The organism is Butyricimonas sp. Marseille-P3923 (assembly GCF_900184685.1).
GTDB lineage: Bacteria > Bacteroidota > Bacteroidia > Bacteroidales > Marinifilaceae > Butyricimonas > Butyricimonas muris.
The window spans coordinates 1,276,650-1,288,483 of record NZ_FXXL01000007.1; the positions used below are offsets into that span (position 1 = coordinate 1,276,650).

The following is an 11,834-nucleotide window of genomic DNA, read 5'->3' on the forward strand; positions in this document are numbered from 1 at the left end:
CAGGTTGTATTTGCCGCGAGCGGCAAGTTAATTGAAAATTGAAAATGAAAGTGCTACTGAAGCGGGAAAGCCGGGATACCGCCACCTTCGGCAGTATCCCGGCTTCTTTTCCGGTTTGTTTTAGATTCAACAACTTGCAACTCGCCGAAGGCGAACAAATCATTTTCAATTTTCAACTTTCAATTTTCAATTGTCTCGTTGCCGCCTCCAATCCCGCCAGTTTTATCTCGAAAGCTGACTTTTTCGCTTTCACCGCTTCCTTCTCGGCGGCGGCGGTTGCTTTCTTCACGCCCGCTTTCGCCCGCGTGATAGCCTCGCGCTCCTCGGGCGTGGCGGTCACCTCGCGGACTGTCTCTTCTACACCTCTAGATTGCCGCCTCGTACGCCTCCACCGCCTCGGCGAGCGTGAGCTCCTCCGCCGTGGGGGGCGGGTACAGCCGCGTCGAGGGCGACGAGTACTTGCCATCGGCGGACACGGCGTAAGCGTAGATGAACAGCGCCGCCTTGTTCCAGCCCGCCGGGATCAGTGCCGATGTCGAGCCCGCCTCGCCGCGGTCACGCAAATCCACTCGCAGGCTGCGCATCGACTTGTGATCCTCCGCGCCCGCCGTGAACATGCAGGCGTACACCCGGTCGTTCTCCCGCGCCAACCCGCCGGGGATCACCTCGTCCACCTGCACGAAAGCCACCTTGTTCGTGTCCATGTCCACCGTCGCCGTCACGTTCGCCGTGTCCAGAGAGCCGTCACTCACCTGCATCCCGCCGAAATCGTACTCCAGCACGATTTTCTTCGTCAACGCGTCGCGGGACGCCGTGCAGAGCGTCTTCACGTTCGCCTGCATGAAAGCGTTCATCGGCGATTCCCGCTTCTTGCGCTCGCGAAAGCTCACCCGCAACGTTTCCAGCAACGGGCGGGTAAGTTTCCCGCAACCGCCGTAACCCGCTATACGCAAGTCACGTGCCTCCTGCTTCTCCTTGCTCGAGTAAACAGGGTTCTTTTTACCTTTCATCGCCGAGATTATCTCGCCGTCCCAACTCGTGGTGAAACGGTGTTGACCGATACTCTGGCGCAATTCCCAAAACAGGGTTGATTTACCTTTTGCCATAATTCAATTCTTTTTAGTTCGTAATTCTTTTTTCGCCTTCGGCGAGTTGCAGGTCGCGTTTGCCTTCGACAGGTTCCACTTCCCGATACTGCCGTCCGGGAGCCTGATCCACACGCCGTTGCCGGAACAAGGGATGTTCTTCAAGCAAGGAAACAATTTCTTCATATACATACTTTCTCTTTTTTATAATGAAACGTCGTGTTAGTTCTACCGGTCACACCCGATCCCCGGGGTGCCTCGTTGGGGTCTTCCTTCTTTTTTCAAACGATATCGTAATGCAATATTAAAACAATTAGATTACAAAACAAAGAAAATATTCATTTGTTTTTAAATTATTTTTATAATACTTATTTAATTTTAATCCAATATTACCTAAAATAAATACAAATCACACCATTCTGTTTTATAATCACTTACACCTTTTTTTCCGTTTTACCCTCCCGAAACCCGCGCCACCAAAGGGCTAGGAACCTTCATAACCTGCCCATCACCTGCTCAAAACCTGCTCATAACCTGCTATAGGCAGGTTATAATAACGACATAACGACAATATATTTAGTTAATCCGATAGCTCGGCAGTTAAATGTTTGCCGGAGGGATATAGTCTAATATTAGATTATTCACCTTCGGCGAGTTGCAGGTTGCAAGTTGCATTTGCCTTCGGCAAGTTACAAGTTATTTTTCTAGCGTTCATGACTGTATTCCAGCTCATCCTCTGTTTATAGAGGAAACCCGCGAGTAAGCGAGGGCAATAGGGAAGCTTGCTTCCTGATTGCCGAGCGTGAGCTGGTTCGAGACCGGCTTCCGGGCTCACTTGGACGCGAAGCAGACGGAGGAGTTCGATCTAAAATCTAAAATCATAAATCACTTAATTAACAAGCCTCTCCTCCTCCTTCACCCGCAGATAACTCCTGTAATTACTGAATCCCGCCATAATCACCAGTTCCATTTTACTCTTGCCCGCGTTGTCGGGGGAAAAGCGGAGGCGTTCGAGATGCGCGAGGCGATAGCGGTTGATCAAACGGCAAAAGTTCATGCCGAACTCCTTGTTTATAAACGCCGAGAGATAACTGCGGTTCGTGTGCATTCCGGCGGCGAGGTCGGTAATACGCAACTTGGGATTAAGATAAGGCTTTTTCTCCCGCATGTAACGCGTGAAACGCGCTCGGCCGGGAGGTATCGATTTGTCGGGCGGGTACTCCTCTTCCCCGGCATCCTGCCTGATAATAACGTAATTATCATCGAGCAGGTTATAGCACAATATCAAGTAAAACACGAAGGTCGGCAGCGCACCCAGCCACACGAAATAATTGGTGGCGAAAACCGGAACGCGAAATAACAATCCCGCCAACGGCACCGGAACGCAAACCAGTATCAACGCCTGCATCAGCGCCAGCCAACCGAGCGACGACCGACGTGCGTCTGACGAGTAATTCACGACACATCGCTTGTAACGGCGTATATTCCTCAAGCTCAACGCGGGATAAACGGTATTGTAAACGACGAACACGAGCGTTGTCACGGCATACATCACCCGGAACCACGTCCCCGACGCGTCGTCGCCGTAGACCACCGCCGCCTGCAGGCTAACGGGTACGGCGAAGTCAAAAATCACCGAAACCGCCACAATGCCGAGCGGTATCGTCAGATGCAGGCGGCCGAACCGCCGGTACTCTCCCGTGCCCGTGAGAATGGCGACGAAACGGTAGAACAGCACTTGGTCCAGCATCAGCGTCAGCAGGAACACCGAGTGATAATAGATGAAGACACGGGGATAAATCGTGTAAAACACCAACCCCATCCACCCCAGCGAGGTAACGAAATACGCCAGCGCCAGAAACAGGCGCAATTGGCGGTCTTCCCGGCTTCGCCCCCGTGTCCGCGCGTCCAGCAGCACCATCACCATGCACACCAGCGCGCACACGACGGGCGCCGTGAAAGCGAACGCCTCGACAAGCTCCCGCCCGATCATGGCTCCCCTCCTTCCCGCCCGGCGACAAGGGCGCGGGTGTACTGCCTGTACTCGCCGAATCCCGCTTGTTTGACCAACGCGCTCTCGCTCTTGCCCTCGTTGCCGGGCAGCGAGCGGAGCCGTTCCACCTCCCGCAACCGCCAGTGGTTCAGGTAGCGGTTGAAATTCATCCCGTACTCGCGGTTGATAAACGCCGATATTACCGTCCGGTTCACGTCCAGCGCCTCCACCAGATCCGTTATCTTGTAACCCGGGTTCAGGTAAGGTTTCTCCTTCACGAAATACGTTTCCAGCCTCAACCGCGACATACTGCCGGAATGTTGCCTGCGCGGCGTCTTTTCAGCCGCGTCCCCCGGCACTTTTCCCTCCGGTTCGGGCACGGCGTAAAGCACGTACTCGCGCCGTATCACGTGGTAGGTCAGCAACACGTGTTGCGCGGCGATGCTCAACGTCACCACGCTCGTCCAGATGGAATAAAGTATTTTACCGCGCGGCATAAAGGTAGGCAACAGCGACGAGAGCAACGACGCCACGGAGATCGCCACGAGGAAAATCACCCACCGTGCCGGCGCACGCGCCAGCGTGTCCCGCTCGCTCATCTTTTTATAATAACGTACCAGTACCCCGATCGTCAATGCGTAATACACCAACCCGAAAATCACCCGCGCCAAGGGCTTTATCGTGAAAAAGCGGGTGTACGCCCCGTATCCCGGCGGCGTCACCAGCGCCTTGCCCGTGACGATTTCCAGCTGCACCTCGCCGGGCACGAACAGCGACCACCCCAGCATCACCCCCGCCAACACCCCGGGCGCAAGGTAATGCCACGGCGGGAAACGCTCCGGCAACCCCAGTCGCGTAAGGTAACGGATCACGCGGTAAAAGAATATCGACGGGAGCACGAAGCCCAAAAGGCAAACCGTGTTCAGCAGGACAAACAGTCCCGGCTGGAACTCGTAACAAAAAAACGTGTACCAACCGAGTGCCGACAGGGAAAGATAGACCAGAAGCACCCGTTTCAACTTTTTCTCCCCCGGCGTCAAACTGTCCGGCAGGGAAAAAAGAGCGAGTATCCCGCAGGACACCGCCGAGAAAACGGGCACGAGCACCGTCATGGCTATCGGGTAGGCAGCAGACACATCCATGCTTCAAATATATCGCGTTTTTGTCAAAAAACGACTATCATAGCCCGAAATAGTACGTTTTTTACCTTTTTGCACGGAATTACGATTTGGCAAGTGAAAAAAATACCCCTATTACGATTTGGCAAGCAATATTTTGTTGAATTGTCTCCCGGCGGATTTCATTTTTACCTAGTTTTACATTCACGAATCACCGCACGCGGTGCCATTCCGGTAAATCGACAAAATACTTATATATAAATAACAGCTTTATGAAACTTTCTCGACTAACTAAGATCCTACTCTTTTTGATAGCGGGCATGCCGGTTTCCGGTACACCGCCCGCCCGGGGGGCGGACAGAGTGGCGGCAGATTCCGTCGTCACTTTCCGCTTCCTGCCGGGCAACGATATGTTTTTCCTCCGGGGCAACGAGGCGGAACTCCGCCGCCTGCTCTCGCTCGTGGACGAATACCGCGTGCGGATAGCCGACGGCAGCATGCCTCTCGCCGTGGACAGCTACTGTGCCTCCCTCCCCTCCGAACGGGAAAACCTCGACATGGCACGCGTCCGCGCCAACCGCGTGAAGTCGGAACTCATCACGCGCCGGGGACTCAAGGAAGAGAACTTCATAACCACTAACCGCGCCGTCGCCCGCGACGGCAACCGGGACGCGGTAATCATGACCCTCTGCGTCCCGGCAAAAGCGGTAACCCCGCCCGCCGCGGAGAAACCCAAGGAAGAGGCTCCACCCGCCGCCGCGGAGAAAAAACCGACAGAAAAGAAAACGGTGACGGTCGAAGAAACGATAACAGAAAACGCACCCGCGAAGGCAGTTGCACCCGCGCCACCAGCGGAACCGGAATCCCCGGCACGCCTGTACCGCTTCGCCATACGGACGAACCTGCTGCACGACGCCCTGCTGCTTCCCGCACTGGGAGCGGAGTGGCGCGTGAACCGCCATGTCGGCATACGGCTCGACGGCAGCCTCGCGCGGTGGAACGGCGACCGCGGCAAGGTGCAGAAGGTATGGCTGCTCAACCCCGAAGCAAGGTGGTACCTGCTCGACGGCAAACGCTTCTACGCGGGAGTATCGGGCAGCTACGGCGAGTACAATATATACAAGTACCCGATAGGCAGCTTCCTGTCGAAAGACACCGGCTACCAAGGCACGACGTGGAGCGCGGGCGTGACAACGGGCTACCAGCTCTATCTCTCGCGCTGCTTCTCCATCGACTTCAATCTCGGACTGGGCTACACGCGCTTCGACCACGACACGTTCGACGCAGTTGAAGGAACACGACGGTACAAGGAAAGAGGGAAAACAAAGAATTTCTGGGGACCGACACAAGCAGGAATCAGCCTCGTGTGGACTACCGGAAGGAACAAGTAGAACAAATACACGAATGAAAGATATGAAAATTACGATTACATCACTTCTCGTCCCGGCGGCAATCCTGTTGCTCGCCGCTTGCGACGTGAAAGACCCGATTCACGACCCGGAGCCTCCCGTGAAGGTCACCGTCGTGACGGAGGAACTTCCGGCACTGACCGTAAAGCGCGACTCCTTCGCGACCTCTTCCCCCCGGATGCTGCTGTTGGGACGGACGGACGATATCACGGGGGTGACGCTCGCGACACCCTATTTCACCCTCTCGCCTCCTTCCGGCGGGGAGGTGCGGGCAGACCACGTGTACGATTCGATCACCTTTTTCGCCCGCCACGGCGGGACGGTGTGGGGAGATACGACCTATATGCAGCAAATCCACCTCTACCGCCTGCGGGAACTTCCCCCGTCCGCCCCGGTCTTCAATAACGCCACTGTCCCGCACGAGGCTGAACCTTTGGGTTCGTTCACGTTTTGGCCCGGAGCGGGGAGAGTGCCGCCCGTTCTGCGTTTCCGGCTCAACAACGCCGACGCCCTCGGGCGGGAGATGCTCGCCATGCTCGCTGCCGGGAGCAGCGTGATGGGGGATGCCGCCAAGTTCCGGGAATATTTGAAAGGGCTGGTCGTGATGGCCGACCCGTCGAACACCTGTATCTCCACCCTCGACCCGTCGGCAGGCGGCATGGGCATCACCCTCCACTGGCACGATGGCGGCGGCACTGCCCGGAGCTGCTCCTTTGTCACGGGCGCGGCGGAGGATGCCCCGTATATGTTTATGAGCACGGTCAACGACCCGGCGGGGACGCTTTATAGCGTACTCCAACAGCAGACGGACGCCCTGCCGTTTGCCGATGCCGCCCGACAGGGATACCCCGACGGGCAGGCAGTGGTGTGCGGCACGGGCGGGTACATGGTGCGGATGGAATTGCCGGACGCGCTTCCGGGACAAACGGAGGGACGCACACCGGCGAAGGTGGAAATCCGGTGGCATGTCCGGCAGCCGGGATGGTACACGACACCGCCCGTGGAAGGGGAAGAGGAAGAGGAAGTCAAAGAGGAGATGACCAATACGCCTTACCCGCTGCCTGCCGCCGTGCGCCTCTACGAAACGGATGGCGACAACCGCGTGAAGGCCGCGGTGACCGACGCGGAGGGGAAACCGGTGGACGCCATCCTGACGGATGCCTCCCCGACGTATGCCAAGGACGGAATATACACCGCCGACATCACGCACTACTACCTCTCGCGGCTGAGCCGCGCCGCCGGGCAAGGCATGGTGGCACTGCTGGCGGGGGTTCCGGTGGATGAGCTGACCGCCTCGGCGGGGCTGATGGTGATGGACTCCCTCCCCGAAATCCGAGTGCATTGGCACGAACCCGTGGAGGAATAAAGCAACAAGGTACACGACTACCGGACAAATCCGGCACAGGCTGAAACCAATCTCGAGTTAGTAACAAATAAACCACACACCATGAAAACGATCTTTGACTTTTTCTCCATCCGGCGGGTAAACTTACGCAACATCATCGGTTTCAAACGACTGGGCAACTGGGTACTCCGACCGAAGCACAACCGGAAGCATACCGGACCCAAGCATCCCGAGCAGGAACGCACGAACGAGGTTTTCGGCAAGGCAAGGAAGTTCGGCGCCGCTTTCGCCCGGACGATGGCGGACTACCCGGCATGGGCAACCGCCGCCACCCTCTACTGGGCAGGACGCACGGGCGACAACCTCATGTTCCACATGAACCACGACAAGTTGATAGGACGCGTCGTGGCGTGTTTCCACCTCTTCCGTTTCAGCTTCGGGCCGAGAAGCCTGCCGTGGAACCTCGAGGCTCGCGCCGACGGCAACACCATCACCATCACGTGGCAGGACAACCGCCGCTCCCCCCATTGCTCTCCCCACGACCCGCCACTCCCGCCGCTCCCCCCATTGCTCTCCCCACGACCCGCTACTCGTCGGCGTCCTCTTCGACAACAAACCCGGCAAACCCATGCTCGTCGCCGACAGCGGCGTCACCCGCGCCAGTTGCGGCATCTCCATCGTCCTCAACGACAAGCAACCCCGGAAAATCCACCTCTACCCCTTCTTCTGCAACCCCGAGAGAACGGAATTTTCGGAAAGCCAACATTTGGAAGTAACGACCGATTCGATGAGCCTGACGATTCGGTGATTTATGATTTATGATTTATGATTTTAGATTTTAGATTTTAGATTAAACTCCTCCGTCAACTTTGCGTCCAAGTGAGCCCGGAAGCCGGTCTCGAACAAGCTCATGCTCGGCAATAGGGAAGCAAGCTTCCCTATTGCCCTCGCTTACTCGCCGGTTTCCTCTATAAACAGAGGAGGAGCTGGAATACAAACTAGAACGCGAGAAAAGTAACTTGCAACCTGCCGAAGGCAAATACAACTTGCAACCTGCAACTCGCCGAAGGCGAATAGAACATTTTCAATTTTCAACTTTCAATTTTCAATTGTTATCCCTACCTTTGTGATAACGAATAAAACAAATTGAACTTGTAACCTGCCGAAGGCAAATGTAACTTGCAACCTGTAACTCGCCGAAGGCGAATATAACCTGCAACTTGCCGAAGGTAAAAAAAAAGACCATGAACCAAACGTTATCCCATCTCCGGAAGATGCCTATCGGCATACAGAGTTTCGAGAAACTCCGCCGGGAAGGTTTCGTGTACGTGGACAAGACGGAACTGGTGTACCGCCTTGCCAGTACGCCAACCCCCTATTTCCTGAGCCGCCCGCGGCGCTTCGGGAAGAGTCTTTTGCTCTCGACGCTGGAAGCGTACTTCCTAGGCAAGCGCGAGCTTTTCGAGGGGCTTGCCGTCGAGCGGCTGGAGACGGAATGGGCGACTCACGCCGTGCTGCATCTCGACCTGAACGCAGGGCAATACCAGACCGTGGAGGAACTCGACAAGATGCTGGAATACCGCCTCGGGGAATGGGAACGGGAGTACGGGGTCAGTATACCGGGACCGACGCGTTCCATTCGTTTCTTGGAGGTAATCAAGGCGGCACACGCCCGGACGGGGCGGGGGGTAGTGGTGCTCATAGACGAGTACGACAAGCCGCTGCTCAACAGCTTCGATAACCCTGAGTTGCAGGAACAATACCGCTCGATACTGACGGCATTTTATTCAGTGTTAAAAACCGCCGACCCGTGGTTGCGTTTCATCTTCATCACGGGGGTGACGAAGTTCGCGCAGATGGGGATATTCAGCAATCTCAACCAACTCTCCGATATCAGCCTCGACTTGGATTATGCCACGCTTTGCGGGTTGACACTCTCCGAGATAGAGGCGAACTTCGCGCCGGAAATAGACCGGTTGGTGGCATACCACGGGGGGACACGCGAGGAGATGATAGAGGAATTAACCCGCCGCTATGACGGCTATCATTTCAGTAGCGGTGACGTGCCGAACGTGTTCAACCCGTTCAGCCTGTTGAGCGTGATGGAGAAACGTTTGTTCCAGAACTACTGGTTCGCAACGGGTACGCCGACGTTTCTGGCACGCATGCTGCAGCAGACGGATTTCGACTTGCAGGAACTGGACGGCATCGAGGTAACCGCCTCGTCGCTCACCGACGACCGTGCCGACGTGAAGAATCCCGTGCCGATGATCTACCAGAGCGGTTACCTGACGATAAAGGGATATGACAAGCGTTTCCAGACGTACACTCTCGGGTTCCCCAACGAGGAGGTGAAGTACGGGTTCCTGAATTTTGTCGCCCCGTTTTACTCCGCCATACCGGGAAGCGAAACGGATTTTTATATCGGCAAATTCGTGCAGGAACTGGAAAAAGGGGATGTCAACGCCTTCATGACACGACTGCGGGCGTTCTTCGCCGATTTTCCTTACGAGTTAAACGCCAAGACGGAACGGCATTATCAAGTGGTGTTCTACCTTGTATTCAAGTTAATGGGACAATTCACCGACGCCGAGGTACGCAGTGCCCGAGGACGGGCGGACGCCGTGGTGAAAACCTCGCTATACATATATGTCTTCGAGTTCAAACTCGACGGCTCCGCCGAGGAAGCCCTCGCCCAAATCGACGATCGGGGATACCTCATCCCCTACTCCGCCGACAGCCGGAAAACCGTCAAGGTGGGCGTGGAATTCAACGCGGAAGAACGTAATATCGGGAAGTGGACTTGTTGATTCAGTAATCTTATTGATTTGGTGATTTACGATTGCTTGATTGATGATTTTAGATTAAACTCCTCCGTTCGCTTCGCGTCCAAGTGAGCCCGGAAGCCGGTCTCGAACCAGCTCACGCTCGGCAATCAGGAAGCAAGCTTCCCTATTGCCCTCGCTTACTCGCCGGTTTCCTCTATAAACAGAGGAGGAGCTGGAATACAAACTAGAACTCTAGAAAAGTAACTTGTAACTTGCCGCTTGTGGCAAATGCAACTTGCAACCTGTAACTCGCCGAAGGCGAATAGAACCTGTCGCTTCGGGTTTATGAACTTTATAAACTTATTCCGGAATCTCGATCTTCTCTCCTAAATGGCGGGGTTGCTTGTTCGTGAAGAAATCGACATACACCTTTACCCGGGCAAACAATTCGCGTACTTGTGTCTTGAAACCTTCTTGGGTTCCGACATCTTCGGCATTGTACCCGATCGCTTCCATTTCATAATGATGAGCCAGAAATATAGCCCGTTCGTTATGAAATTGCTGGGAAATCACGGTGATACTATCCTGCCCGAATATCTCCTTGGAACGCACCACGGAATCGAGCGTACGCAGTCCCGCGAAATCCAACACAAGCACCTCTTTCGGAACACCTCTTCTCAACAGCGAATCTTTCATGGCTTGAGGTTCATTGTAGTTGTGCCGGCGGTTATCCCCACTGATCAGTATATATTTTACCTTTCCCGCGTTATATAACGCCACTGCCGCGTTGATGCGGTTGTCGAAATACGGGTTACTCCGCCCACCCTTTAACCGGGGGGAAGTCCCAAGCAATAATCCCACCTTGTTACAAGGGATTGATGCCGTGTCCGTGAATACCCGACCTTTGGCATAACACGTTATCCGGTAATTACAAAAGAGTATCCCCATACAACAAAGCGAAAGTGGCAAAACGATACCATACACGAAAACCCGTTTCACGATTTTTCTCCATTTCCGTGACCCCAATTTCCGCTTCACGCTTCCGTCCGAAACTGTTAAATCTTTTCTCCCCTTAGGTGTCATAATCTTAACTTCTCCTCTACAAAGATACGACTTTCCAACGAATTATGATGAATAACACATGAACCAATGTGTCACTTTCTCGCTATACGTTTTAGAAATCGGGATATCGGGTACTTTCTCGACGCCAAATTCCAGATAAATACCGTCTTTCTCCCTGCGAATCACTTTCACCTGCTCGAAATTGACCATGTAAGAACGATGGCAACGCAGGATATTCGTTCCCTCGAAAGTTTCTTCCATGGCTTTCAACGTGTTCCGTAGCATGAAACTCGTGACAACACCCTTGTTCAAATACCAGACACGCACGTAATTATCCGCAGACTCGATATACAATAAATTTCCGCGTTTCACGGACAAACGCAACTCTCCGTTCGCGTCAAGAAACGAGATCACCGCGGAAGTTCCTCCCGTGTCGTTTTTATCATTCTCTATCATCCGCAACTTTTGTACCTTGTCCCGCCACGAGAAATAAAGCATCAACATAGCGTAAGGCAAAAGCAAAACAAGAAAAGTGTTCTCGGTCGATTCCGCGAATATTTCCATCACCTCGCGCTCCGGTCGCAGATACATGGAATAGGTAGTATAAAAAAGCGACATGAAAAAGACCTCGGCTGCAATCCAACCGGCATATTGCAGGTAATTGAGCGCGTGACGTTTCGTGTAATAATACATGATAAGACGACTCACCGCGACCACCAATACCCCCGTGAGAATGACAAGACTGGAGAAAAGAAAAAACTTGAACTCCGACACGGGATACCACGTCAGGGAACTAAACGGCTTATAGAGATTGATAAAAATCAAGTCAAATACAGCCGTGAATAACACTAAACGTAGCAAGTTCGATTTCTCGTAATGAAACGTGGGTATTTTACGTGTCAACGCGTTCATCTCTCTCTTTTTTTGTAAATTTCAAACAAAGATACACTTTTCCCGTCATAAAATTTACCCCTCATACCTGAATTTTATCCCTGAATATCGTTTTTCGTCCCTTTCCCCCGGGGTACATACCTTTGATTTTGAAAACCCGGAA

13 protein-coding genes are annotated in these 11,834 nt (G+C 54.0%); 3 read left to right on the forward strand and 10 right to left on the reverse strand.

Annotated features, from left to right (window positions below; all coding sequences use genetic code 11):
• Positions 1-53: 53 nt before the first annotated feature.
• The 6 genes from CS948_RS21905 to CS948_RS16855 form a co-directional block, all read right to left on the reverse strand.
• Positions 54-176, reverse strand: a complete 123-nt coding sequence (locus CS948_RS21905) for a hypothetical protein (protein WP_255302055.1) — start codon at positions 174-176, stop codon at positions 54-56.
• Positions 173-340, reverse strand: a complete 168-nt coding sequence (locus CS948_RS21735; protein ID WP_176555096.1) for a hypothetical protein — start codon at positions 338-340, stop codon at positions 173-175. Before CS948_RS21735 ends, CS948_RS21905 begins: the two co-directional genes overlap by 4 nt.
• A 25-nt stretch (positions 341-365) precedes the next feature.
• Positions 366-1,106 (reverse strand): hypothetical protein, encoded by a 741-nt coding sequence (locus tag CS948_RS16845; RefSeq protein WP_099292944.1) that lies wholly within the window; start codon positions 1,104-1,106, stop codon positions 366-368.
• A 3-nt stretch (positions 1,107-1,109) separates the two neighbouring features.
• Complete coding sequence (locus CS948_RS21740; RefSeq protein WP_176555097.1) at positions 1,110-1,277, reverse strand: hypothetical protein; 168 nt, start codon at positions 1,275-1,277, stop codon at positions 1,110-1,112.
• A gap of 697 nt (positions 1,278-1,974) precedes the next feature.
• On the reverse strand, positions 1,975-3,030 hold the full coding sequence (locus tag CS948_RS16850; protein ID WP_255302056.1) for an AraC family transcriptional regulator: 1,056 nt from the start codon (positions 3,028-3,030) through the stop codon (positions 1,975-1,977).
• 44 nt (positions 3,031-3,074) lie between these two features.
• The gene (locus CS948_RS16855; protein WP_255302057.1) at positions 3,075-4,220 is read right to left on the reverse strand and encodes an AraC family transcriptional regulator; all 1,146 of its coding nucleotides are present in this window, start codon (positions 4,218-4,220) and stop codon (positions 3,075-3,077) included.
• 248 nt (positions 4,221-4,468) lie between these two features.
• On the opposite strand from CS948_RS16855, the gene CS948_RS16860 reads away from it, so the two are divergent.
• Both CS948_RS16860 and CS948_RS16865 read left to right on the forward strand, forming a co-directional pair.
• Positions 4,469-5,587, forward strand: coding sequence for a DUF3575 domain-containing protein (locus CS948_RS16860; protein ID WP_099292946.1), 1,119 nt, complete (start codon positions 4,469-4,471; stop codon positions 5,585-5,587).
• Between the two features lie 13 nt (positions 5,588-5,600).
• On the forward strand, positions 5,601-6,971 hold the full coding sequence (locus CS948_RS16865) for a hypothetical protein (protein WP_099292948.1): 1,371 nt from the start codon (positions 5,601-5,603) through the stop codon (positions 6,969-6,971).
• Positions 6,972-6,988: 17 nt separating this feature from the next.
• On the opposite strand, the gene CS948_RS21490 is transcribed toward CS948_RS16865, so the two are convergent.
• Together CS948_RS21490 and CS948_RS16875 are read right to left on the reverse strand one after the other, a co-directional pair.
• Positions 6,989-7,213 (reverse strand): hypothetical protein, encoded by a 225-nt coding sequence (locus CS948_RS21490; RefSeq protein ID WP_141560975.1) that lies wholly within the window; start codon positions 7,211-7,213, stop codon positions 6,989-6,991.
• A gap of 323 nt (positions 7,214-7,536) precedes the next feature.
• Entirely contained in the window at positions 7,537-7,716 is a 180-nt protein-coding gene (locus CS948_RS16875) for a hypothetical protein (RefSeq protein WP_099292951.1), read from the reverse strand.
• Positions 7,717-8,194: 478 nt separating this feature from the next.
• Here CS948_RS16875 and CS948_RS16880 point away from each other — a divergent pair, with 478 nt between their 5' ends.
• A complete protein-coding gene (locus CS948_RS16880) occupies positions 8,195-9,760 on the forward strand; it encodes an ATP-binding protein (RefSeq protein WP_099292953.1) in 1,566 nt (521 codons plus the stop codon).
• Between the two features lie 318 nt (positions 9,761-10,078).
• Here CS948_RS16880 and CS948_RS16885 read toward each other — a convergent pair whose 3' ends face one another.
• Positions 10,079-10,717 carry a vancomycin high temperature exclusion protein gene (locus CS948_RS16885; protein WP_099294640.1) on the reverse strand — a complete coding sequence of 213 codons (639 nt, stop codon included), beginning with the start codon at positions 10,715-10,717 and terminating at the stop codon, positions 10,079-10,081.
• 126 nt (positions 10,718-10,843) lie between these two features.
• Positions 10,844-11,692: a LytTR family DNA-binding domain-containing protein gene (locus CS948_RS16890; protein ID WP_099292955.1), complete on the reverse strand. Its 849-nt coding sequence runs from the start codon at positions 11,690-11,692 to the stop codon at positions 10,844-10,846.
• Positions 11,693-11,834 lie beyond the last annotated feature (142 nt).

Bases quoted from the DNA above. Each gene is read 5' to 3' on its own strand.
- CS948_RS16845 (WP_099292944.1), bottom strand. From the start codon at position 1,106: ATGGCAAAAGGTAAATCAACCCTGTTTTGGGAATTGCGCCAGAGTATC.
- CS948_RS21740 (WP_176555097.1), bottom strand. From the start codon at position 1,277: ATGTATATGAAGAAATTGTTTCCTTGCTTGAAGAACATCCCTTGTTCC.
- CS948_RS16855 (WP_255302057.1), bottom strand. From the start codon at position 4,220: ATGGATGTGTCTGCTGCCTACCCGATAGCCATGACGGTGCTCGTGCCC.
- CS948_RS16860 (WP_099292946.1), top strand. From the start codon at position 4,469: ATGAAACTTTCTCGACTAACTAAGATCCTACTCTTTTTGATAGCGGGC.
- CS948_RS16865 (WP_099292948.1), top strand. From the start codon at position 5,601: ATGAAAGATATGAAAATTACGATTACATCACTTCTCGTCCCGGCGGCA.
- CS948_RS16875 (WP_099292951.1), bottom strand. From the start codon at position 7,716: ATGTTGGCTTTCCGAAAATTCCGTTCTCTCGGGGTTGCAGAAGAAGGG.
- CS948_RS16880 (WP_099292953.1), top strand. From the start codon at position 8,195: ATGAACCAAACGTTATCCCATCTCCGGAAGATGCCTATCGGCATACAG.
- CS948_RS16890 (WP_099292955.1), bottom strand. From the start codon at position 11,692: ATGAACGCGTTGACACGTAAAATACCCACGTTTCATTACGAGAAATCG.